Here is a 24,103-nt window from a genome sequence, read left to right as displayed (position 1 = left end):
AAAAAGCAGCTCGTTGAGCTGCTTTTTTTATTTAACCTCTGTATTACTTTTTCGGAATTTGTTTTAAAATTTCTAAAACAAAGTTCCAATATTTTTGAACCGATGATATTTGTGCGCGTTCATCAGGTGAGTGAGCCCCTTTAATGTTAGGTCCAAAGCTTATCATATCCATATCTGGGTAGTTTTGTCCCAAGATACCACACTCTAATCCTGCATGGCAAGCAGCCACATGTGGTTTCTCATTATTCATTTCTACATAAATACGCTCTAGAACTTTCAAGATTTTAGAATCCATATTCGGTTTCCAACCTGGATAATCTCCTGAAAATTCTACTTCGCAACCCGTTAATTCAAAAGTAGCTCGAAGCATATTGGCCAAATCCCATTTCGAACTTTCAACAGAAGAACGTGTTAAGCATTCAATCTTAATATCTCCTTCTTTAATAGACACCTTTGCAATATTATTCGATGTTTCCACCAAATCAGAGATATCTGCACTCATTCTAAATACACCATTACAAGCCGCATACAAGGCTCTGGTAACACCTTCCTGAACACCTAAATCCATAATTGTTTTTGGCGTATCGCATTTAGAAACAATGATTTCCAAATCAGGTTCCATGGTTTGAAATTCTGCTTTAATAGTTTGTGATAGCTGTGCCATTTCCATAATAAAAGCGTCTTCATGAATAGCATCAATAGCTACAATAGCATGACTTTCGCGTGGTATAGCATTTCGCAAACTACCTCCATTAATTTCAGAAATACGCAAACCAAAATTCTCAAAACCATCAAACAACATACGGTTCATTATTTTGTTGGCATTACCCAACCCTTCGTGTATTTGCATACCTGAATGCCCACCTTGTAGTCCTTTTACGGTTATGGCATAACCAATTTTGAATTCAGGTGTTTCCTCTTCTTTATAAGTTCTGGTAGCAGTAACATCTACACCTCCAGCACAACCCACTCCTATTTCGTCATCTTCTTCTGTATCTAAATTCAGTAGGATGTCACCTTTCAACAAACCACCTTTTAACCCCATAGCTCCTGTCATTCCCGTTTCTTCGTCAATAGTAAACAAAGCTTCAATTGCAGGATGCTCAATATCTTTGCTTTCTAAAATGGCCATAATTGTGGCAACACCCAATCCATTATCAGCTCCTAAAGTTGTTCCTTTGGCACGAACCCAATCACCATCAACATACATATCAATTCCTTGGGTATCAAAATCAAATTGGGTATCATTATTTTTTTGATGGACCATATCCAGATGCGATTGCATAACAACTGTCATCTTATCTTCCATTCCAGAAGTTGCTGGCTTTTTAATAATGACATTACCTACTTCATCTTCAATAGTCTCCAAACCCAATTTGGAGCCAAATTCTTTCATAAAGGCAATTACGCGCTCTTCCTTTTTTGAAGGTCTTGGCACCGCATTTAAATCGGCAAATTTATTCCATAAAGTTTTAGGTTCTAATTCTCGTATAGCTTCATTCATTCGTCTAATTTTTTAAGTCGAACAAAGGTAATTAATGTATAGCGTATTACAAACATTTCGCTATTTTTGAATTATGCGAAGAAACCCAAAACTATATATTGCACTTGCTTTAATTCCGCAGCTCATAATCATAAAAATTCTGACCTACTTTCCTGAGTTTATTGAAACCTACTATAGCAATGGATTGTACCAATGGATTTCGAAACTTTCACGATTTATATTTGGGTGGTTACCTTTTTCTTTTGGCGATGTTTTTTATACTCTTTCGATTATTTATATTATAAGATGGCTCGTAAAAAATCGTTGGCGACTTGTTAAGGATTTAAAAGGTTGGATAGTTGACGTTGTTTCAGCAATTTCTATTATTTATTTTGCCTTTCATTTTTTATGGGCTTTAAACTATTACAGACAACCTTTACATAAGAATTTAAATCTGCAAGCAGACTATACAACAGAACAATTGCTTGAAGTTACTAGAATACTCATCAATAAATCGAATGAATATCAATTATCTATTGCTGATAATGATACCCTTAAGGTTGAAATGCCTTTTTCTAAAAACACTATTTTAGAAATGACACCCATAGGTTATCAAAACCTGCAAAAACATTATCCCCATCTAGCCTATACGCCATATAGTTTAAAAAAATCACTGTTTAGTTTGCCTTTAACTTATATGGGATTTAGTGGGTATTTAAATCCTTTAACCAACGAAGCACATATTGATAAACTTATTCCAGCTTATAAGTTTCCAACAACAGTTTCGCATGAAATAGCCCATCAATTAGGATATGCAGCTGAAAACGAAGCTAATTTTATTGGTGCTCTTGCTGCCATATCTCATGATAATATTTACTTTAAATACTGTGGTTACACCTTTGCATTAAGACATTGCTTGTTTGAAGTATACAAAAGAGATCAGGATTTATACTATGAATTAGTTGAGACCCTAAATAAAGGTATTATAAAAAATTATCAGGAAGTTCAAATCTTCTGGGACTCTTATCAAAACCCATTGGAACCGTTTTTTAAAAAAACGTATGATAGTTTCTTAATTGCAAACAATCAAAAAAATGGTATGCAGAGTTATAGCTATGTTGTGGCTTTACTTGTAAACTATTTTAATCAACCGTCATAAATGTTAAAAATACATGGAATGGTTTTTTGTAGCCTGATGATTACTTATCTTTAAGCTTCAAAAATTTCTAACCAACATTATATGATCAAAAAAATTCTATTCTCAATTTTTGTTTTGTGCTTATATTATACTTCAGCACAGGACTATGTTCCCAAAAACGATGGTGTAAAAGCTGAAAACACCAACTATGTGGCATTTACTAATGCTACCATACATACCACTCCAACCGAAGTAATTTCAAATGGTACACTTTTAATTAAAGATGGCAAAGTAGTTTCTGTTGGAACAAATGTAAGCATTCCTAAAAATGCGGTTGTGCATGATCTTTTAGAAAAGCATATTTACCCGTCATTTATTGATGTATACTCTGAATTTGGCGTAAAAAAACCACAACGTGCCGAACGCTCTAACGCACCTCAATATGATGCAAGTAGAGAAGGCTATTACTGGAACGACCATATCAGGCCTGAACAAAATGCCATTGAGCATTATAATTTTGACTCAAAAAATGCTGAAGAATTACGCAAAGCCGGTTTCGGTGTAGTTAATACGCATATTGCTGATGGGATTATTAGAGGTACTGGTAGTTTAATTGCATTAGCACCTAACACCAATGATGCTGAACGTATATTAGATGATAGGTCTGGGCAATACTACGCACGAAGTAAAAGTGTTACTTCAAATCAAGCCTATCCTACATCATTAATGGGTAAAATAGCTTTACTTAAGCAAGTGAATTACGATGCCGAATGGTATGCCAAAGGGCTTTCTGAAGTAACAGATCGTTCATTAGAAGCATTCAATAACAATAAATCTTTAGTACAATTTATGGATGCTGGCAATAAAATGAACGCTTTACGGTTTGATAAAATTGGTGATGAGTTTAACACCCAATATGTAATTATTGGTGGTGGTGATGAATATGAAATGATTAAAGATATAAAAGCCACTAATGCCACATTTGTAATTCCAATAAACTTCCCTGACGCTTATGACATGGAAGACCCGTTTCTTTCCCAAGCGGTCAGTTTATCAGAATTACGTGAGTGGAATCAAAGACCTAGTAACCCAAAAGTTCTTCATAAAAATGGTATTTCGTTTGCTTTAACCTTACACGACTTAAAAGCACCAAAAGAGTTTAAAAATCAACTACTAAAAGCCATAGAATATGGTTTTGATGAGACAGCTGCACTTGAATCTTTAACAACTATTCCTGCCAAAACATTAGGCAAGGAAGATAGTTTAGGGAAATTAAAGCCTGGGTATTATGCCAATTTCCTAATTACTTCTGGTGAAATTTTTGACAAAAAAACAACCTTATATGAAAACTGGGTAATTGGTGATAGGCATGAAATAACACCAATGGATGCCATAGATATGCGTGGTGATTATGAGTTTAACGTTGCTGGGCAAAAGTATGATGTATCCATTTCAGGCGAACTCAATAAGCCTAAATCTAAAGTAAAAACGGCAAGCCATGAACTTGGCTCTAAAGTCATGGTCAACGATGATTGGGTGACGCTTATTTTTTCTAGTATAGATTCAACCAAACAAGATTATACTCGACTGACTTCCAAAATCACTTCCACAAATAATTTTAATGGCGTTGCTATTTTACCAAATGGAAATGAGTCGACATTTTATGCAACTAAAAAAGAGGGCAATAATACTTCTGAAGAAAAAAAAGCCGATAAGGTCAATGATAAAGATACTCCAAAAGTATTCCCAATAACCTTCCCTAATGAAGCCTATGGTTTTTCTGAATTACCAAAGCAAGAAACTCTATTATTTAGAAATGCTACCGTTTGGACCAACGAAGCAGATGGTATCCTTGAACAAACAGATGTTTTGATTAAAGATGGAAAAATTGTTAAAATAGGTCAAAACTTGAACGCAGGAAACGCCAAAGTAATTGATGCTACAGGCAAGCATTTAACAGCTGGTATTATAGACGAGCATACACATATTGGAATTTCTGGTGGTGGCAATGAAGCCGGTCAAAATTCTTCTGCCGAGGTAACCATTGAAAGCATTGTTAACTCTGAAGATGTCAACATATACAGAAACCTTGCTGGCGGTGTTACTTCAGCACAAATTTTACATGGTTCTGCAAACCCAATTGGAGGACGCTCTGCCATTATTAAACTTAAATGGGGAGAATCACCAGATAACTTAATTTATTCCAATTCGCCAAAATTCATCAAGTTTGCATTAGGCGAAAATGTTAAGCAATCCAATTGGGGTGATAATGTTCGTTCACGTTTTCCGCAAACGCGAATGGGAGTTGAACAGGTTTATATAGATTATTTTAATCGTGCCAAAGCTTATGATGCTGCTAAAAAAAGCGGCAAACCTTATCGTAAGGATTTAGAATTGGAAGTATTGGCTGAAATATTGAACAAAGAACGCTTTATCACTTGTCACTCTTATGTACAAAGTGAAATTAATATGTTGATGAAAGTAGCTGATCAATTCAATTTTAACATCAACACTTTTACGCATATTTTGGAAGGTTACAAAGTTGCTGATAAAATGAAAACTCATGGTGTTGGTGGTTCAACCTTTAGTGATTGGTGGGCATACAAATATGAAGTTAATGATGCCATTCCTCAAAATGCTGCCATTATGCACAATCAAGGTGTAGTGGTTGCCATTAATAGTGATGATGCCGAAATGTCTAGACGTTTAAATCAAGAGACTGCCAAATCCGTTAAATATGGAGGCGTTAGTGAGGAAGATGCTTGGAAATTTGTAACACTCAATCCTGCAAAGTTACTGCATATTGATGACCGTGTTGGTAGTATTAAAGTTGGTAAAGATGCTGATGTTGTTCTTTGGAACACTAATCCGTTATCAATATATGCCAAAGCTGAAAAAACCATTGTTGACGGTATTGTTTATTTTGATATTGATCTGGATAAACAAATGCGTGATGCCATAAAGCGTGAGAAAAACGAATTAACAACTATGATGCTTCAGGCTAAAAATAAAGGTTTAAAAACTAAACCTATTGAAAAGAAAGAGCGTGAAGAATTTCATTGTGAAACCATAAACTAGAAAGATGAACATTACAAAACTATATACTATTATTGCTTGTTTTTTGGCAACAAATATCATTCAGGCACAACAAACACCCGCTCCTAAACAGCAAAAAGCAATTGCTATTGTGGGAGCTACTGCGCATATTGGAAATGGTAAGGTTATAGAAAATAGCATAATCATTTTTAAAAATGGTAAACTTGAAACAGTAGCCGATATGTCTGCTATTCGAATAAATACAACTGATATGGAAACTATAAATGCCCAGGACCAGCATGTATATCCCGGTTTTATTATTCCAAATTCAACATTAGGGCTTGTAGAAATAGATGCTGTTCGCGCTACTCAAGACAGTGACGAGGTAGGACAAATGAACCCAAACATTAGAAGCTTAATTGCTTATAATGCGGAATCTAAAATCGTAGAATCCATGAGACCAAATGGTGTTTTAATGGGTCAGATTACCCCTAGAGGCGGTCGTATTTCTGGAACCTCATCAATAGTTCAATTTGATGCTTGGAACTGGGAAGATGCAGCAATAAAAGCTAATGATGGCGTGCATTTAAATTGGCCAAGCCCATATTCAAGAGGGCGCTGGTGGTTAGGAGAACCCAATGTTTTAAAGCCAAATACAAATTACAACAATCAAGTAACAGAGTTAACAGATTTCTTTTCAGCCTCTAAAGCCTATTTAAATGGTGATAAAGAAACTGATAATCTTCAATACGAAGGTTTATCTGGTGTGTTAAGTGGTTCTCAAAAACTTTTTGTTCATGTTAATGATGAGAAAGGTATTACAGATGCTGTTGAATTTGCAAATAGCCTTAAACTAAACATTGTTATTGTTGGAGGCTACCAGGCTTATAAGGTTGGCAGCTTACTAAAACAGCACAATATACCTGTAATTTTAAATCGTGTACATAGTAGACCTAATAGCGATGATGAAGATTATGATTTACCTTTCAAGGTTGCAAGACTTTTAGTTGAACAAGGTGTTTTGGTTGGTTTACAAGCCAATGGTGATATGGAACGTATGAATTCCAGAAACCTGCCATTCTATGCCGGAACCTGTGTTGCTTATGGATTGGATAAGGAAGACGCTTTAAAGCTCATTACATCAAATACCGCTAAAATTTTAGGCATTGATGATTTTTGCGGTACGCTTGAAGTTGGCAAAGACGCTACCCTTTTTATTAGTGAAGGTGACGCTTTGGATATGCGAACAAATATTCTGACTAAAGCTTTTATTCAAGGACGCAATATTAGTTTGGAAACCCATCAAACAGAACTGGCAAAACGGTATTCTGATAAATACAAAAACCAATAACAAAAAAAAAGCCTCAATTAATTTGAGGCTTTTTAATTATTCTATAATTAGTTTTTCAGTAGTTGAAAAGGATTCGCCTTTCAACTGAATAAAATACAACCCACTTTTTAGTTGTGAAAGATCAAGTGAAAAGCTTCTGGAATCCAAACCATACTCTTCATCCAATACCAATTTACCTTGCAAATTAAATATTGATACTGATATAGAGTTGTTTATAGCACTATTAAATTGAATGTTTACAATATCTTTGGTAGGATTTGGATATATAAGATAATTGGTTGCACTATAATTTTCAACGCTTAAAGTAACAACGCTTTCCAGATAATCTGGTATACCATTGGTATTGGTATCATCATCAGTTGGGTCTCCATTATTGTTATAATCTTCATCAATAGTCAATAGACCATCTCCATCATCATCATCGTCTAGATAGTTTTCTATTAAATCGCCATCGGTATCCACAAAATCATGCATGGTTCTTCCTTCATTTATATTTATTTCAACCGAAGTAGGTACACTATCTCCATCATCATCTGTGTCTAGGTAATTAGGAATGGTATCGTCATCTGTGTCATCATCATCTAAATTTCCATTGTCATTTATATCTTCCTCTGAATCTATGACACCGTCATCATCGGAATCTAAACAATCAACAGCAATGAGTTCTAACTCTACAATGTTATAACAACCATTAACTAAATCTTCTCCCCTAACATATAGTATTTGATTAGCTACAGAGTTAACGTAGGTAAGAGAGAGTGCGTTAATATTGTTTATTGCATCGCTGTAAGTTTCATGAAAAGTAAGTGTGACATCGACGGTACCATTAAGAATTTCCATAACTTTAGAACTTAAATCAAACTCTGTAAAGCCAACATCCATACAGGCTTCTAAAGGTGATGGCTCAACAATATCAATATAAGCTACCGTAAAGCATACAATGCTCGAAACAGTATTAGAACCTGAAAGTGTATATTCTACACAATACGTCTCACCAGGAATACCATTAGTAACTACACCAGTTATTGGATCAATTGTTACTGCATCACTGGGTGTTGGGTTAAATGTAAACGTCCCTCCAATATCACCTGTAATTGTTGCTACAGCACCATCGCAGGTTGGTGTCATATAAAATGAAGGATCAGCACAAGAAAAAATGAGTTCATAGGTTTGAAAAGCCAATACCGCATGAGTCGTTGAATTTAAAGGCTCTGCTCTCATAAATATGGCTTGTGCGTTTGTACCTTCAAATGTTTCTGGATTAGCTATGGGGTTTGCCCCTGTATCAGCATCTTGTTGGGTTAAATGATGGGTTGGTGCATAATAATCATTATTATCAGCATTAATCATACAATACGGATAGACATCATCCAAAACTGTAAGATCAAAAATGGCTAATCCATCAGTATTGTCATCACAAGCTAATAATTCCGTAATACCACATGGTGTTTGTGCATAAACAGTATTTAGAAAAGAAAATAGAATTAATATCAGAAAAAGTAATTTTTGTTTCATATTGCCATAACTTTGCGTTAAAGATAACAAAAGAATTGGAGCAACTTAAACAAATACAAAGCATACAAAACCCCTTTATCAAAAAACTGGTTCAACTCAAAGAGAAATCTCGTGATAGAAAAAAAACCAGAAAATTTATTATAGAAGGAAAAAGAGAACTTTCATTAGCTATAAAAAGTGGTTATGATATTGAAACTATCCTTTTTTATCCCGAATTGTTTTCTACTACTGAAGCAAAATCTTTATCCCAAAATGGAATAGCCATTATTGAGATTTCTTTTGAAGTTTTTCAAAAGTTGGCTCACCGTGATACAACCGAAGGTGTTTTGGCTGTCGCCAAAACTAAAGAGCATAGTATTAATAATTTATCTTTCATCTCCAAAAACCCGTTAATATTGGTTGCTGAAGCTCCTGAAAAACCTGGTAATATAGGTGCCTTGCTACGCACTGCAGATGCTGCAAATTTAGATGCGGTGATTATTGCCAACCCTAAAACCGATTTATACAATCCTAACATTATACGGTCTAGTGTTGGCTGCATATTTACGAATCAAATTGCTACGGGAACAACCTCTGAAATTATTCAGTTTTTAAAGTCAAACAACATATCTATTTATTGTGCGGCTCTACAAGCTTCAGTTAATTATCACACACAAAATTACACAAAACCTTCTGCAATAGTTGTTGGCACAGAAGCCACAGGATTGAGTCAAGAATGGCGTGACGCTTCCAATCAAAATATCATTATACCTATGCAAGGTGAAATAGACTCCATGAATGTATCAGTTGCTGCGGGAATTCTTATTTTTGAAGCCAAAAGACAACGTGATTTTAAATAACATAATGACAGCTACTTCCTTATTCTGGATCATTACAGCCATTATCATTATCAATTTTATTATTGATAAAATATTGGACGCACTCAACGCCAAACATTTTAATGATGATTTACCTAAAGACATCAACGATGTCTATGATGCCGATGCGTATAAAAAATCACAAAGCTACAAGCTAACCAATTATAGATTTGGTATTATTACCTCTACGTTTTCGCTGCTTTTAACACTTGCTTTTTTGTTTTTAGATGGCTTTGAATATGTGGATAATATAGCTAGAAGTTATTCAAGCAATCCAATAATAATTGCTTTAATTTTCTTTGGAATTATTATGATTGGCAGCGACATTCTTACCTTACCTTTTTCCTATTATAAAACATTTGTAATTGAGGAAAAATTTGGGTTTAATAAAACCACAAAAAAAACATTCGTTCTAGACAAAATAAAAGGCTGGATAATGATGGCTGTTCTAGGTGGTGGAATTCTGGCTCTAATCATCTGGTTTTATCAATTAACAAAAGTCAATTTTTGGTTATATGCTTGGGGAACCGTTGCTGTATTTACCTTGTTTATGAATATGTTCTATTCACGATTGATTGTGCCTTTATTCAACAAACAAGTACCTTTAGAAGCGAGTTCTTTACGCGACAAAATTTCGGCTTATGCTGAAACAGTTGGTTTTAAGCTAAATAAAATTTTTGTTATTGATGGCTCTAAACGCAGCACAAAAGCCAATGCCTATTTTTCTGGCTTTGGTAGCGAAAAACGGGTAACACTTTTTGACACATTAATAAACGATTTGGACGAAGATGAAATTGTAGCAGTATTGGCTCATGAAGTAGGCCATTATAAGAAGAAGCACATTATTTTCAATCTAGTGGCTTCGGTGTTATTAACTGGACTCACCCTATATATACTTTCTGTTTTTATATCCAATCCACTTCTATCCAATGCTTTGGGTGTAGAAATACCCAGTTTTCATGTTGGACTAATAGCATTTGGATTATTGTATTCGCCAATTTCTGAAATAACTGGATTAATTATGAATGGATTCTCCAGAAAGTTTGAGTATCAGGCAGACAATTATGCCAAAGCGACCTACAAAGCAGAGCCATTGATTACATCGCTTAAAAAACTTTCTAAAAATAGTTTAAGTAATTTAACGCCACATCCTGCTTATGTGTTTATGCACTATTCGCATCCAACACTATTAAGTAGAATAAAAAATTTAAAAGGCTAACTGAAGGAGTTATTTTTTTCTTTGAGCCTTAGGAGGCATAGTTCCAAACACTTTGTCCCAAAATGTATTAGACACTCCAAATGCTTTGTCAGGATATTGATAATGGTGCAAACTATGATGCATCCATAAATTTTTAAAACGTTTTGGCGGTCTCATAACGTGGGTTGCTCTATGAACAAACGAATACATTAAATACCCTACAAAGAAACCAGGAAAAAAGCCATAAACCAACTGTGTATAGCCTGCAATCCAAAAAATCAAAAAGAAAAACCCAAATAATATAGATGCTAAAATTAATCCAGGTACTGGAGGCATAAGCAAACGCTCTTCGTCTTTTGGATAGTGATGGTGGGCACCATGCATGATAAAATGAAAGCGTTGAGACCATTTAGCTTCGGTTACCCAATGAAACACATAACGGTGTAACATATATTCGGCAAACGTCCAAAAAAACAATCCTACAATAAATAAACCAACAAATTGCAGAACGCTTAATCCCATAACTTCAATAGCCACATAACCTAATATCAAATTAGTTAGGCCATAAACAATAATATTAGATATAGGATCGGTCTTGGTCAAACTTTCCAAAAATGGGTTTTTAAAAATTTGTGCCTGACCAGCTTGAAATTCTGTCGTTACTCGTGGTTTCATAATTTCTTTTATTTAGATTTGGACTAAATGTTTTGCAAAATTACCTAATTTTATATAAATAATGAATTTTTGAAGTTATTTCCTTTTAACTACCATAACCAAATGTCTGTTTTACCATGAGAATGTTGAAATTAATTTGGGATTTTAGAGGTCCCTATGCTGAAAAGACAGCTGAACATCATGAAATTCACTTGAAGGATTATATAAAAACAGAACAATTAAATTTGAATATTACTGGCTTTCAAACCATTAACGATATGCATGCTATTGCATTTATGGTTGTACCAGAAAATATTATGAAACCTATTCGCGATGCTTTAAAACCACATCGCGGACAATTATATCAAGAATAAATATGATAGCAACAGCAATTATTTTCGTCATTTTAGGAATTTTGATAAAACATGGGAAATTTTATAACCTTATTGCAGGCTACAACACCATGTCTAAAGAAGAGCAAGCAACTTACAACATTGAGAAAATAGCTACTCTATTTAGAAATGTCATGTTTGCTATGGCCTTGTTAATTATTCTTGGCTATATACTATCAAAACAATTAGAAAACGAACAGATAAGCTTCTATGCCATCATAATGGTGAGCATTATAGGTATTCCGTATCTCCTAATTAAATCAAATTCTAAAGCTTACAAGAACAATAATTCCAATTAACGGGAATAGTTTGGTGATTCTTTCGTAATGGTCACGTCATGTGGGTGACTTTCGTTTATTCCTGAAGCCGTTATTTTTACAAATTGACCAGTTTCCTTAAGCGTTTCAATATCTTTAGCACCACAGTAACCCATACCAGCACGTAAACCACCTACAAACTGATGGATACTTTCATTTAATTCGCCTTTATAAGGTACACGACCCACTATTCCTTCTGGAACCAATTTCTTGATATCATCTTCTACATCTTGGAAATAACGATCCTTACTACCTTGTTTCATAGCTTCAACCGATCCCATGCCACGGTAGGATTTGAATTTTCTACCTTCATATATTATAGTCTCTCCTGGTGATTCTTTAGTACCTGCCAATAACGATCCTAACATCACACAATCAGCTCCTGCAGCAATTGCTTTAGGAATATCGCCTGTATAACGAATTCCGCCATCGGCAATAACAGGAACACCAGAACCTTTTATGGCCGCTGCTACTTCTAAAACAGCAGAAAACTGTGGAAATCCAACACCCGCAACAACTCGAGTAGTACAAATAGAACCGGGTCCAATACCTACTTTTACAGCATCAGCCCCAGCTTCAACCAAATATCTGGCAGCTGTACCTGTAGCAATATTACCAACTATAACATCTAAATTGGGGAATTTAGATTTCACATCCTTTAATACATTTACCACACCTTTAGTATGACCATGAGCGGTATCAATTATTATAGCATCTACTCCTGCATTAACCAAAGCTTCAGCCCGGTCTACTGCATCTCCAGTTACACCAATGGCAGCAGCAACCCTTAAACGGCCAAAAGCATCTTTATTGGCATTCGGTTTTTGAGTTAATTTAGTTATATCTCTAAAAGTAATTAAACCTATAAGTTTATAATTATCATCAACCACAGGTAATTTTTCAATTTTATTCTCTTGTAGAATATCTTCAGCATCCACGAGCGATGTTCCTTGACCAGCTGTAACCAAATTTTCAGAGGTCATAACCTCCACTATTGGCCGGTTATTATTTTTTTCAAAACGTAAATCACGATTGGTAACAATACCCTTTAAAACACCATTTTCATCCACAATAGGAATACCTCCAATACTATGTTCTGCCATGTTTTCTTTAGCATCGCGAACTATAGCTGTTAAGGGTAATGTAACCGGATCGATTATCATACCACTTTCTGCACGCTTTACTTTTCTAACTTTAGAGGCCTGTTCTTCAACAGTCATGTTTTTGTGTAAAACGCCAATACCGCCTTCCTGTGCCATGGCTATTGCCATTTTACTTTCGGTAACCGTATCCATAGCAGCAGAGACTATAGGTACATTGATAGTAATGTTTTTTGTGAATTTAGTTTGAATATTGACTTCGCGAGGTAAGACTTCAGAAAAAGCAGGAACTAAAAGGACATCGTCATAAGTTAAACCTTCTCCAACAATTTTGTTTTGATGTGCGATCATGATGCAATTACAGTTATAATTGCGTGCAAATATACGATTTTAATATGGATTTCTATTTTAATAGTATGTTAATAACATATTATGTCATTTTAAGAAAGGTTATAGCTAAAACTAGTCGCATTTTCAGTCAATATAACAACTCAAAAAAAATTAACATTTGATAGCACATTAATAACCAAACAATTACATTTTTTTATTTTTATTTATTCTAAATAAACTTGCGAGAAGTAATTTTTGCTACTACTTTTGCAGCCGTTAAATTAATCCTATTTATAATAAGTCTAAATAAAAATGAAATACTATTTATCACTATTTACAGTACTTTTAAGTTTATCTATAGTCGCTCAAAATGAAAAACCGCTCGATTCGGTTCAAGATTTAAGTGAAGTTATAATTTCTACAAACGTTATCTTTGGAAACAAATATGTGGCAAAAAATCGAACAGGTTCTGCCTACTACATTTCTCCTGAAGAATTAGCAAAATTTAATTACACAGATATTAACCGTGTATTAAGAACTGTTCCTGGAGTAAATATTTATGAAGAAGATGGTTATGGATTACGACCAAACATTAGTCTACGTGGAACGTCACCAGAACGTAGTGCCAAAATTTCTATTATGGAAGATGGCGTTTTAATTGCGCCAGCTCCCTATAGTGCCCCAGCTGCTTATTACTTCCCTTCTATTGCGAGAATGGAGGCCATAGAAATATTAAAAGGAAGTAGCCAGGTGCAATATGGGCCATTTACAACTGGTGGAGCCATTAATATGGTTTCGACTCAAATACCAGATTCATTTTACGGTAAAGTTTTTGGTAGTTATGGAACCTTTAACACAGGACAATTTCAGGCTAAAATTGGTGACAGTAAAGAAAATTTCGGTTATATGGTAGAATACTTGAACTATAATTCCGATGGTTTTAAAAATCTGTTGGACAACCAAAATACAGGTTTTGACAAAAATGATGTAGTTGCAAAATTTAGAGTAAACTCAAGTCATGATGCCAAAACTAAACAAGCATTAGAGTTTAAGTTTCAATATTCAGACGAAACTTCTAATGAAACCTATCTAGGGTTAACTGATGAGGATTTTGAAACCAGTCCGTTTGATAGATATGCTTCTTCCCAAGTTGATAGAATGAATACTGAACATATTCAATTTATGGCAACCCATAGCCTAGACTTCACACCTGATTTTAGAATTACGACAACAGGATATTATAACAGATTTCAACGCAACTGGTACAAATTAAATGATGTGACGTTAAATGGTGACCGTGTTGGAATTGCCAATATTGTCAGTAATCCAGAAACGTATGCTGATTATATGCAAATAGTAAGAGGTGAAATAAACTCTCCAGACGATGCGTTGCGAGTAAAAGCCAATAACAGGTTATACCATTCAAAAGGTATTCAAACTAAATTGGATTATCATTACAAAGGCGACAATACATTTCACGATATTGAAGTTGGATTAAGGTATCACTACGATGAGGAAGATCGTTTTCAATGGGTAGATAATTACAAAATAAATATTGAAGGGTTAATGACCATGACCACAGCTGGAACACCTGGAACTGATGCTAACAGAGTTAGTGCAGCCAAAGCATTTGCAGCCTATGCCATGTACAAATTCAGATATAATAAATTAACTGTAACACCAGGTCTACGTTATGAAAATATTATTCTTAATCGAGATGATTATGGTAAAAATGATGTGAACCGTTCTGGTCTAAATTTAGCCTCTCTTGAGAATAAAGTTGATGTCTTTATTCCTGGAATTGGATTTAGCTATAAGTTTAATAACATGACATCCATTTTTGGTGGTGTGCATAAAGGATTTTCTCCACCTAGTAATCAGGATGGGCAAAAACCAGAAGAAAGTATTAATTACGAATTCGGTTCAAGGTTTGCAGTTGATGGTCTAACAGGTGAAGTTGCAGTTTTCTTTAATGATTACAGCAATCTATTAGGCAGTGATTTAGCTGCAACTGGTGGAACAGGATCATTAGAACAATTCAATGCAGGAGAAGTTAATGTTGCTGGTCTTGAAGCATTGTTAAACTACGATTTGCTTTCCAATAACGAGAAATTTGCTCTGCCAATTTCATTTGGCTATACTTACACAAACGCTGAATTTCAAAATAGCTTTGGAAGCGATGATGATCTATGGGGCGAAGTTCAAGAAGGTGACAAATTACCTTACATTCCAGAACATCAATTTAACCTGATGGTGTCTTTAGAACACAAAAAATATGAGATAAATGCCAGTGGGCGCTATTTGGGAGAATTTAGAACAATGGCTGGAACTGGTGCCATACCAGAAAACGAAAAAGTTGATTCAAATTTTGTATTAGATTTTTCAGCAAAATACCATTTTAATGATCACTTTAGTTTAACTGGAAATATAATTAATGCCTTAGATACTACCTATGCCGTTTCGAGAGTACCTGCTGGCTTGAGACCAGGTATGCCTTTTGCAGCTAACGCAGGATTAGAGTTTAGGTTTTAAAACTATGAATTAGTCTAAATTTATAAAGCTACTTGATTCAAGTAGCTTTTTTTATGATTAGTGAAATGCTGAAAATATTTTAGTGGCTTCGTTATAAGCACTCTCAAAACTCATAGCATTGAGGTCTGATTTCTTTTTTGTAGTGAAGTATGACAATAGCTTTTCAGTAGGCATATTACCTGTGAGTTCGTCCTTGGCCATTGGGCAGCCGCCAAAACCTTGTATTGCGCCATCAAAACGGTTACATCCAGCTTTATAGGCAGCATCAACTTTTTCAAACCAAGTAGAAGGTGTGGTATGTAAATGCGCTCCGAATTCTATTTCTGGGTATTTTGGAATTAAATTGGAAAACAAATAATCTATATTTTCAGGGTCTGAACTCCCAATGGTATCACTCAATGATAGAATCTTGACGCCCATATTACTCAAGCGCTCGGTCCACTCGCCTACTATATCCACATTCCAAGGATCACCGTATGGATTACCAAAGCCCATGGAAATATAAACCACCACTTCTTTATTCGATTTATCAGCTATCTCTAAAATTTCTTTCAAAGTTACAACCGATTGCGCAATGGTTTTATGGGTGTTACGCATCTGGAAATTTTCAGAAATTGAAAACGGATACCCTAAATAATCTATTTCACTGTGTTGTGAGGCATCACTAGCGCCCCTTGTATTAGCTATAATGGCCAAAAGTTTTGAGGTGGATTTAGATAAATCTAATTGCGCCAATACTTTTGCAGTATCAACCATCTGTGGAATAGCCCGAGGTGATACAAAGCTTCCAAAGTCAATAGTATCAAAGCCTACACGTAACAACGACTGAATGTATTGCACTTTTTTTTCAGTTGGAATAAAAGTCTTGATACCTTGCATGGCATCACGTGGACATTCAATGATTTTAATAGGTTTATTCATGAATTTCAAAGATAATAAAGATTGTCTTGTACGAAAACGTTTTCTTAAAAACTGATTGGATCAGGAAATAATAATTCCCCTAAAAAGCCAAACCAAATACCATATCCTAAAACACCACCAATAAAACCAGACACAATAAAAGTAAACCAATACTTTAAGGGAACAATCTTAAAAATGATATACATTGAAACAGCTAAACCTATTAACATGGTTAGTATAGGAACAACCCATTGGTTTAAGTCCAATGCACTTGATATTCTAAATTCATCACCGTAAAATTGAGTTGAACCAGAAATTAGTATTGTAAAAATTGCCATAACCGTATTAAAAACCTCACGTAAAATGAACAATCCCAGAAAAACCCCCAACCAGTCCAAAATTTTAAAATCACTACGTTGCTTTGATTTTCTAACATAGAGCATAAAAAGACCTATCAAACACATTAAAATAGTTTGTGCTGGTCCTCCAATGGTTATCCATAAATCATGAGCTTTGTTGTTTGGAAATTTACCTTGTATTTTGGCAACCAAATTATTGTAATGATCTAATTCGTTTTCATCTAGTTCTTCAAGATTTGTTATACCTTCATCTTGAAACTTTTGTTCCAATTGTTCTAATTCTACAACATATTTATCCTGCTTATAGCCTTTAGTCAAATGGTACATACTACCATAACTCAAATACGTTTCATAATCAAAATATTTAGCTACAGCAATATGACCGATTTCATGGGAAAGCGTGCCGACTATTGTAAAAACCACAAAAGTTAGTATTAGCCAAAAGGATATTTTTTTATTAATGCTAAACACAGTCACTAAATCAAAATTAAAATAGCAATACTTATAAACACTACTATTTGGAGCCACTTTAATACAAAACCAAGATTTTTATGCGATTTTATATAGTCTGATATTTTTCCTGCAAGTAAGGCTATAAATGAAAAAATGATTAAGGATACTGCCATGAAAACAAAACCTAAAACATAAAACTGAAGAACCGTACTTAATGTATCACTAAATAAAAACCCAGGGAAAAAAGCTAAAAAAAAAATCGTAACTTTTGGGTTTAGTACATTCATTATAAAGCCTTGTTTAAACAATTGTATTAAAGACTTCTTCGGAATATAACCATTCGACAAATGAATTGCGCTGCTACTTTTGTAAACCTTGTATGCTAAATACACCAAATATAACGCTCCTAGCAATTTGATGGCGAAAAACAATGTTTCACTTTCTCTGATTATCACGGAAACCCCAAATGCTAACAAGGTGGTATGAATAATGCAGCCAGAAATCAAACCTGCTGTAGTAGCCAAACCATATTTTGACCCATTTACAACGCTTTGTGTTAACACATAAATGTTATCTGGCCCAGGAGAAATAGCTAATGCTGAAGTAGCCAAAATAAATGATAATAGAATTTCTATGATTGATAGCTTTTAATTAAAACTCAAAAATAGGCAAAAAGAAATTGTAAGCAATTATTAATTAAACGACCTAATATTAAACAGTTTAGCTATGAAAACAACTACTTCAATCTTCTTATTACTAGCTTTAATGATTACGAATATTATATACTCACAATCTGTAGCTACTTACAATATAACGTTTACCAGCTCTTGGAATTCTACTGATCATGGTACGCTTCCAACCAATGCACATTGGTCCAGACTAGTTGGAGCCAATCACAATAATAATATTACATTTCTAGAAATGGGGCAATTGGCAACTCAAGGTATTGAAGATGTAGCCGAATTGGGTGACAATGCTGTTTTTATGGATGTTGAAGTACAGCAAGCCATTAATAATGGAAATGCCGAGCAGTATATTAATGGAAGCTCATTAGCTAATGCTACAGGCACTATTGAAATTATGGGTTTGGATGTAAGCGAAGATTATCCTCTCTTAACTTTAGTTTCTATGATTGCTCCGAGTCCAGATTGGATGATAGCCATAAACGGTATTAATTTAAGAGAAAATAATTCTTGGAAAAACAATATTTCTATTGATTTGTATCCTTATGATGCAGGTACAGATGATGGTATTAACTACACTTCTGGAAATGCCGATTCAAATCCTCAAGGTGTAATTACCAGTCTGGTTAATATTGGTCCTTTTAATGACCAAAAAATAGGAACACTTATCATTTCGCTTCAAGGTGTTTTAGGAGTAGACGAATTTCAAAGCGAGTCTGTTAAGTTATTTCCAAACCCTATGACAACAAATTTCAATATTGCTTCAGCTACTAATAATACAGTAACAGAAACTACTATTTACAATGTTTTAGGCAAACAAATTTTAGAGGTTAAAAACGCTAGTAATACTAAATTTCAAACCATTAATGTTGCTAATCTAAAAAAAGGTGTTTACCTCGTAAATATGAAATTTAAAAATGAAGAATCTGTTTTAAAAAAGATCATTATCCATTAATGATTGCTTTATTAATTTGCTTAATAAGGTTTGGCCCTTCATAAATAAAACCTGTATAAAGTTGTATTAAATCGGCTCCAGCATTAAACTTATCCATAGCGTCTTGAACCGAATGAATCCCTCCAACTCCTATTATAGGAAATGCTTTATTACTTTTTTCTGAAAGAAAACGAATGACTTCTGTAGAACGGTTTGTAAGTGGCTTACCACTCAAGCCTCCCATTTCTGTTCTATTGTCACTGGTTAATCCATCTCTTGAAATGGTAGTGTTTGTTGCAATAACACCATCAATTTTAGTGCCTTTAACAATATCTATAATATCTAGTAATTGTGAATCTGTTAGATCTGGTGCTATTTTCAATAAAATAGGTTTAGGATTTTGTTTTTCAGCATTTAAATCCTTTAGGGTCTGTAAAAGTTTAGTCAACGGTTCTTTGTCTTGTAGTTCACGAAGGTTAGGTGTATTGGGCGAACTTACATTAACCACAAAATAATCTACATAATCAAAAAGAGAATTAAAGCAAATTTTATAATCATCAACTGCTAGATCATTGGGTGTCAACTTATTTTTACCAATGTTTCCACCAATTAACACGCCTTTGTTTAGTTTAAGTCGTTCAACTGCTGCTTCAACTCCACCATTGTTAAAACCCATTCTATTTATAATTGCGGAATCTGATTGCAAACGAAATAAGCGTTTTTTTGGATTGCCAGACTGTGCTTTTGGTGTTAATGTCCCAATTTCTATAAACCCAAAGCCAAAATTTGAAAGTTCATTAAATAATTTCGCATCCTTATCAAAACCTGCAGCTAGACCTACTGGGTTTTTAAACTTTAATCCAAACAACTCCCGCTCTAATCGTTTATCATCAACTCGATACAAGCTATTTATAATACTAGAGACAAAAGGTAGCTTATTAAAAAAACGAATAGTTGAAAATGTGAAATGATGTATTTTCTCTGGATCGAAAAGAAAAAAAATGGGTCGGATAAGAAACTTATACATGTCTGGGTTTTAAATTGCAAAAATACAATTCTAATTTACCAATACTAGTCAAAACCTATTCTTTTTGCGTGTGTTTTATATACTTTTCTATCACCACTGCCGTTACAATTACCAAATAGAATTGCCCCATCATAGACAGAAAAATCGATCCTTTTTGGGCAATGTCTGAAACCGGTGCAATATCACCATAACCAATTGTCATAAGTGTTATATAGCTGAAATACATTAAGTCGTCTACATTAGCAGGTGTCATACCAAGTTCCTTTAGCCCAGAAAAAGACCCAGGATTAATCATTTCAATACAACAAAAAATAAAAAAACCAATAAGTCCAAGTGAAATGTAGCCACTCATTAAACCATAAATAACTGGTTTATTAACCGTTTTGGCATTCCATACTTGTGAAATTATTTCAACAGTAACTAAAGCATAAAACCCGAAATAAACAAAAAACCGAATATACTCTAGAATACGTTCATCAGATTTAGATATTAGTCTATAAAAGAAAACGAAAGATACAAGCACTAACATGCCGATTACAACTAAAGTTTGCTTTTTTCTTTTTTTAAATATCACCAATCCTGATGCAATATTAATTACAAAAAGAAGGGGCAAAACCACAGCCGTTAAAACTTGTTTAGGGAAAATTAAAGACCCAAACAAAATGGTAATTAAACTATAAAAGAATAATTCAAAGCGGTATTTAAATAATTTTTTTAAAATCATTGACTTAATCTTCCATCAGCGCGTCATTAAACGTATAGTCTTTATAATTTACTTTATACAGCACACTGTAAAAAGACGGAATAAATAATAACGTTATAAAAGTTCCGAATAATAATCCAACCATTATACTAACGGCCATACCTTCCCACATTTCACCGCCACTCAAATACAACGGAATTAAACCCAAAACAGTAGTAAATGTGGCTAACAGAATAGGTCTGAAACGTTGTAAGCAAGCTGCTATTATGGCATCTTGAATTGGCCGGTTCATTTCATGCTCTTCAATTTGCATTCTGTCTATTAACACAATAGCGTTATTAATAACAATTCCAGCTAACGAAATCACACCTAAAAATGGCATAAAACCAAATGGCTCTTGAAATATAAGAAGTCCAATTACAACACCAATAATTCCTAACGGAATTGTTGAAGCTACCATTATTGTCTTTCTTACCGAATTAAACTGAATAATTAACAGTAATATAATGATGAAGCCTGACAAAGGTAAATACCCAATTACAGCACCCATGTTTTCAGCCGTGTTTTCTGCATCTCCACCAAACTTATAAGTGTAACCTTCAGGCCAAGATTTGGACTCATTCTCTATCCAAGGTGTAATTTCTTTCATGATAGCAGAAGCATTTCCATCATCATTTAATTCACTAGAAACTATAATGGTTCTATCAATATCCAATCGTTTTATTTTAGCGTATTGCCATTCTGGAACAATAGTCGCCACTTGACTTAACGGTACACTTTTTCCCGTATTTTGAGCATAAATATTTAAGGTTTCTATTGAGGCCAATGATTGTTGCTGACTACCATCACTACGCATAAGAATTGGTATTGACTTATCGTCTTCTCGGTATTCTCCAGTTTGAAAACCATCTAAAACCGTTTGTAATGATGTAGCGATATCCTGATTGGAAACACCCGCTAAACGTGCCTTATTTTGATCGATATCCACTACAAACTTTTTACTTTTTGGTCCCCAATCATCTTTAACATTTTTGGTGCCCGTAATTTTTGATAATTTCTGTTTGGTTTGTTCTGATAAAGCCGCTAATACATCGGGATTATCTCCTGATATTTTCACCTCGATTGGTGTGCCTCCACCTCCTGAACCTAAAAGACTTACTTTAATATCTGCATCAGGAAAATTATTATAGCAATACTTATCTATTTTATTTACCAATTCATTATTGTAAATAGCATCTGAAACATTTACTAGCATATGCCCATAACTCGCATCGGGTTCGTCTGGTGTATAACCTAAATCATACGATTCGGGCCCTTTACCTACATAAGAGGACCAATCGGTAATACCATTTTCTCGTTTGGCATTTACTAATAATGAATCGCGCATGTAGACTTCTAATTCTTCAACTAATTCTTGGGTACGTTCTATACGAGTGCCCTGGGTAAGGTTTATATCTATAGTAATCATATTACGATCACTATCCGGGAAGAAAATAAAAGGAATCTTTGTAAATCCATAAAGTGATAAAACAAATAATCCTACAATTACTAAAAGTACAGTTACCTTAATTGATAAGGCTTTTAAAATCAAATCTTTGTAATACTCTTTAAGCTTATAAATCACTTTGTCAATCGCACTCGGTTCGCGTTCAGCCTTGGGCTTGATTTTTAAAAAGAGTACACAGAATAATGTTATTACTGTTAAAGCCAACAACCATGAGGATAATAATGCTAGAGAAATAACAACAAAAATCGGTCCTACAATATCTCCCATCGTAGATTCAGCTAAATAAAATGCTAAAAATGCTGCTGAAGTGGTTAAAGTAGAAATCAATAAAGGCGTGAATAATTCTGAACACGCATCAATAGCTGCATCTTTGGCTTTAGCACCATTTTCCATTTTCACCATAATGGTTTCGGCTACAACAATGGCATTATCCACCATCATGCCCAACGCCATAATTAATGCTGCAAGCGTTACTTGATTTAAGCCCATACTAATAACCCCCATAAGCATCAAGGTCATAATGGTAACAAGTGGAATTAAGCTGGCAATAATGGCACCTGTTCTTACACCCAAAAATATAAGCATAACCAAAAGCACAATTACTATAGACTGCATAAGGTTAACAATAAAATCGCTAATCTTAACATCTATATACGTATCTAGTGACGCTAGTCTTACAAGTTCTAAACCAACCGGAAGTTTTTTCTCCCAATCAGCCATAACTTTATTTACATCTTCACCTAATTTAATAACGTTAGCGCCTTCTTTTAAACTAACGTGCATAGAAATGGCTTCTTTGCCATTGACTTTTACGATTTGTGTAGGTGGATCAATATAGCCTTTAACGATGGTTGTTATATCGCCTAGATAAACCATTTGTGTACCATCGCCAACAGGAATTAATGTATTTTTAATGTCTTGAACAGAATTGAAGTTTCCTGTTGGTTCTAAAATAATACGTTCACTATCTAAATTAACTTGGCCACCCGAACTCAATATATTTGTTGCACCAATAGCTTGTTGCAGTTTTGAGGCCGAAAGACCGTATTCCTTTAATCGTGAATTATCAAATTCTACAAACACACGTTCATCCTGTACACCTCCCAATTCAACTTTGGCGGCAAAATCCAGTTTTATTAAATCGTCTTTAATATCGTCAACATACTCTTTTGCTTCAGCATAAGAATAACCATCTGATATAATACCAACAGCAATCCCAAAAACCTCTCCAATACCATCATCATCTAAAAAAGGAACAACATTAGACGGTAAACCTTCTATGGCTTCTAACTTTCGTCTCAACCTATCCCAAACTGCCTGAAGTTTTTCGGGTCTTACTTCATCTTTTAACTCGACAGTAACTATCGAAAGCCCAGCTCGTGATGTACTAGTAACTTCTTTTAATTCAGGTAGCTCCTGTGAAACCTTTTCAACCTTATCGGTTACGAGTAGCTCAACACGTTCTGGACTGGCTCCTGGAAAATTGGTTACAATATTGGCAACACGTACAGTATAAGGCGGCATACTATCTCGTGACAAGCCTTGGTATAGGACTATACCCATTAGTACGATAGTAGTTAAAACGGTAAACGTAATTCTGTTGCGCTCTATTGAAAACTTGGCTAAATTCATGT

At 34.5% G+C, this 24,103-nt stretch carries 19 protein-coding genes; 9 read left to right on the top strand and 10 right to left on the bottom strand.

The genetic code is table 11. The features are described from left to right. Positions 1–43: 43 nt before the first annotated feature. Complete coding sequence (locus tag K7G76_RS09870) at positions 44–1,504, bottom strand: aminoacyl-histidine dipeptidase (RefSeq protein ID WP_223034032.1); 1,461 nt, start codon at positions 1,502–1,504, stop codon at positions 44–46. A 73-nt stretch (positions 1,505–1,577) separates the two neighbouring features. On the opposite strand from K7G76_RS09870, the gene K7G76_RS09865 reads away from it, so the two are divergent. The 3 genes from K7G76_RS09865 to K7G76_RS09855 all read left to right on the top strand — a co-directional run bounded on the left by K7G76_RS09865 (position 1,578) and on the right by K7G76_RS09855 (position 7,008). After that, complete coding sequence (locus K7G76_RS09865; RefSeq protein ID WP_223034031.1) at positions 1,578–2,642, top strand: DUF3810 domain-containing protein; 1,065 nt, start codon at positions 1,578–1,580, stop codon at positions 2,640–2,642. An 81-nt stretch (positions 2,643–2,723) separates the two neighbouring features. Then, positions 2,724–5,699 (top strand): amidohydrolase family protein, encoded by a 2,976-nt coding sequence (locus K7G76_RS09860; RefSeq protein ID WP_223034030.1) that lies wholly within the window; start codon positions 2,724–2,726, stop codon positions 5,697–5,699. A 4-nt stretch (positions 5,700–5,703) separates the two neighbouring features. Then, the gene (locus tag K7G76_RS09855; RefSeq protein WP_223034029.1) at positions 5,704–7,008 is read left to right on the top strand and encodes an amidohydrolase family protein; all 1,305 of its coding nucleotides are present in this window, start codon (positions 5,704–5,706) and stop codon (positions 7,006–7,008) included. A gap of 36 nt (positions 7,009–7,044) precedes the next feature. Here K7G76_RS09855 and K7G76_RS09850 read toward each other — a convergent pair whose 3' ends face one another. Further along, positions 7,045–8,523, bottom strand: coding sequence for a T9SS type A sorting domain-containing protein (locus K7G76_RS09850; protein WP_223034028.1), 1,479 nt, complete (start codon positions 8,521–8,523; stop codon positions 7,045–7,047). Positions 8,524–8,558: 35 nt separating this feature from the next. Between K7G76_RS09850 and K7G76_RS09845 the strand changes: the two genes are divergently transcribed. Both K7G76_RS09845 and K7G76_RS09840 read left to right on the top strand, forming a co-directional pair. After that, complete coding sequence (locus tag K7G76_RS09845) at positions 8,559–9,362, top strand: TrmH family RNA methyltransferase (RefSeq protein ID WP_255572985.1); 804 nt, start codon at positions 8,559–8,561, stop codon at positions 9,360–9,362. Positions 9,363–9,366: 4 nt separating this feature from the next. Continuing rightward, positions 9,367–10,599: a M48 family metallopeptidase gene (locus K7G76_RS09840; RefSeq protein WP_223034026.1), complete on the top strand. Its 1,233-nt coding sequence runs from the start codon at positions 9,367–9,369 to the stop codon at positions 10,597–10,599. A 9-nt stretch (positions 10,600–10,608) separates the two neighbouring features. Here K7G76_RS09840 and K7G76_RS09835 read toward each other — a convergent pair whose 3' ends face one another. Then, complete coding sequence (locus K7G76_RS09835) at positions 10,609–11,253, bottom strand: sterol desaturase family protein (RefSeq protein WP_223034025.1); 645 nt, start codon at positions 11,251–11,253, stop codon at positions 10,609–10,611. A gap of 116 nt (positions 11,254–11,369) precedes the next feature. Here K7G76_RS09835 and K7G76_RS09830 point away from each other — a divergent pair, with 116 nt between their 5' ends. Continuing rightward, on the top strand, positions 11,370–11,606 hold the full coding sequence (locus K7G76_RS09830; RefSeq protein ID WP_223034024.1) for a hypothetical protein: 237 nt from the start codon (positions 11,370–11,372) through the stop codon (positions 11,604–11,606). Positions 11,607–11,608: 2 nt separating this feature from the next. Continuing rightward, the gene (locus K7G76_RS09825; RefSeq protein WP_223034023.1) at positions 11,609–11,923 is read left to right on the top strand and encodes a DUF3784 domain-containing protein; all 315 of its coding nucleotides are present in this window, start codon (positions 11,609–11,611) and stop codon (positions 11,921–11,923) included. Here the strand turns inward: K7G76_RS09825 and guaB are convergent. Then, the gene (gene guaB / locus K7G76_RS09820) at positions 11,920–13,392 is read right to left on the bottom strand and encodes an IMP dehydrogenase (RefSeq protein WP_223034022.1); all 1,473 of its coding nucleotides are present in this window, start codon (positions 13,390–13,392) and stop codon (positions 11,920–11,922) included. The genes K7G76_RS09825 and guaB overlap by 4 nt on opposite strands. Before the next feature lie 291 nt (positions 13,393–13,683). Here guaB and K7G76_RS09815 point away from each other — a divergent pair, with 291 nt between their 5' ends. Beyond that, positions 13,684–15,903 carry a TonB-dependent receptor family protein gene (locus K7G76_RS09815; RefSeq protein WP_223034021.1) on the top strand — a complete coding sequence of 740 codons (2,220 nt, stop codon included), beginning with the start codon at positions 13,684–13,686 and terminating at the stop codon, positions 15,901–15,903. A 57-nt stretch (positions 15,904–15,960) separates the two neighbouring features. Here K7G76_RS09815 and K7G76_RS09810 read toward each other — a convergent pair whose 3' ends face one another. The 3 genes from K7G76_RS09810 to K7G76_RS09800 are packed head-to-tail and all read right to left on the bottom strand — an operon-like array spanning position 15,961 to position 18,253. Continuing rightward, entirely contained in the window at positions 15,961–16,824 is an 864-nt protein-coding gene (locus K7G76_RS09810) for a hydroxymethylglutaryl-CoA lyase (protein WP_223034020.1), read from the bottom strand. A gap of 44 nt (positions 16,825–16,868) precedes the next feature. Continuing rightward, positions 16,869–17,585 (bottom strand): hypothetical protein, encoded by a 717-nt coding sequence (locus tag K7G76_RS09805; protein ID WP_223034019.1) that lies wholly within the window; start codon positions 17,583–17,585, stop codon positions 16,869–16,871. Positions 17,586–17,638: 53 nt separating this feature from the next. Beyond that, positions 17,639–18,253 carry a LysE family translocator gene (locus tag K7G76_RS09800; RefSeq protein ID WP_223034162.1) on the bottom strand — a complete coding sequence of 205 codons (615 nt, stop codon included), beginning with the start codon at positions 18,251–18,253 and terminating at the stop codon, positions 17,639–17,641. A gap of 88 nt (positions 18,254–18,341) precedes the next feature. Here K7G76_RS09800 and K7G76_RS09795 point away from each other — a divergent pair, with 88 nt between their 5' ends. Continuing rightward, positions 18,342–19,253: a T9SS type A sorting domain-containing protein gene (locus K7G76_RS09795; RefSeq protein WP_223034018.1), complete on the top strand. Its 912-nt coding sequence runs from the start codon at positions 18,342–18,344 to the stop codon at positions 19,251–19,253. Here the strand turns inward: K7G76_RS09795 and K7G76_RS09790 are convergent. From K7G76_RS09790 to K7G76_RS09780, 3 genes are read right to left on the bottom strand one after another with little or no spacing between them, the layout of a single operon-like run. Continuing rightward, the gene (locus tag K7G76_RS09790; RefSeq protein ID WP_223034017.1) at positions 19,243–20,259 is read right to left on the bottom strand and encodes a quinone-dependent dihydroorotate dehydrogenase; all 1,017 of its coding nucleotides are present in this window, start codon (positions 20,257–20,259) and stop codon (positions 19,243–19,245) included. The genes K7G76_RS09795 and K7G76_RS09790 overlap by 11 nt on opposite strands. Positions 20,260–20,314: 55 nt before the next feature. Beyond that, positions 20,315–20,983 carry an ion channel gene (locus K7G76_RS09785; protein WP_223034016.1) on the bottom strand — a complete coding sequence of 223 codons (669 nt, stop codon included), beginning with the start codon at positions 20,981–20,983 and terminating at the stop codon, positions 20,315–20,317. Between the two features lie 4 nt (positions 20,984–20,987). After that, positions 20,988–24,101 (bottom strand): efflux RND transporter permease subunit, encoded by a 3,114-nt coding sequence (locus K7G76_RS09780; RefSeq protein WP_223034015.1) that lies wholly within the window; start codon positions 24,099–24,101, stop codon positions 20,988–20,990. Between the last annotated feature and the right edge of the window lie 2 nt (positions 24,102–24,103).

The organism is Hanstruepera marina (assembly GCF_019880635.1).
Classification (GTDB): domain Bacteria; phylum Bacteroidota; class Bacteroidia; order Flavobacteriales; family Flavobacteriaceae; genus Hanstruepera; species Hanstruepera marina.
This window is presented reverse-complemented; position numbering and strand designations above follow the sequence as displayed.

Bases quoted from the DNA above. Each gene is read 5' to 3' on its own strand.
- K7G76_RS09865 (WP_223034031.1), top strand. From the start codon at position 1,578: ATGCGAAGAAACCCAAAACTATATATTGCACTTGCTTTAATTCCGCAG.
- K7G76_RS09870 (WP_223034032.1), bottom strand. From the start codon at position 1,504: ATGAATGAAGCTATACGAGAATTAGAACCTAAAACTTTATGGAATAAA.
- K7G76_RS09850 (WP_223034028.1), bottom strand. From the start codon at position 8,523: ATGAAACAAAAATTACTTTTTCTGATATTAATTCTATTTTCTTTTCTA.
- K7G76_RS09855 (WP_223034029.1), top strand. From the start codon at position 5,704: ATGAACATTACAAAACTATATACTATTATTGCTTGTTTTTTGGCAACA.
- K7G76_RS09835 (WP_223034025.1), bottom strand. From the start codon at position 11,253: ATGAAACCACGAGTAACGACAGAATTTCAAGCTGGTCAGGCACAAATT.
- K7G76_RS09840 (WP_223034026.1), top strand. From the start codon at position 9,367: ATGACAGCTACTTCCTTATTCTGGATCATTACAGCCATTATCATTATC.
- guaB (WP_223034022.1), bottom strand. From the start codon at position 13,392: ATGATCGCACATCAAAACAAAATTGTTGGAGAAGGTTTAACTTATGAC.
- K7G76_RS09790 (WP_223034017.1), bottom strand. From the start codon at position 20,259: ATGTATAAGTTTCTTATCCGACCCATTTTTTTTCTTTTCGATCCAGAG.
- K7G76_RS09815 (WP_223034021.1), top strand. From the start codon at position 13,684: ATGAAATACTATTTATCACTATTTACAGTACTTTTAAGTTTATCTATA.
- K7G76_RS09825 (WP_223034023.1), top strand. From the start codon at position 11,609: ATGATAGCAACAGCAATTATTTTCGTCATTTTAGGAATTTTGATAAAA.
- K7G76_RS09860 (WP_223034030.1), top strand. From the start codon at position 2,724: ATGATCAAAAAAATTCTATTCTCAATTTTTGTTTTGTGCTTATATTAT.
- K7G76_RS09780 (WP_223034015.1), bottom strand. From the start codon at position 24,101: ATGAATTTAGCCAAGTTTTCAATAGAGCGCAACAGAATTACGTTTACC.
- K7G76_RS09830 (WP_223034024.1), top strand. From the start codon at position 11,370: ATGAGAATGTTGAAATTAATTTGGGATTTTAGAGGTCCCTATGCTGAA.
- K7G76_RS09785 (WP_223034016.1), bottom strand. From the start codon at position 20,983: ATGATTTTAAAAAAATTATTTAAATACCGCTTTGAATTATTCTTTTAT.
- K7G76_RS09810 (WP_223034020.1), bottom strand. From the start codon at position 16,824: ATGAATAAACCTATTAAAATCATTGAATGTCCACGTGATGCCATGCAA.
- K7G76_RS09795 (WP_223034018.1), top strand. From the start codon at position 18,342: ATGAAAACAACTACTTCAATCTTCTTATTACTAGCTTTAATGATTACG.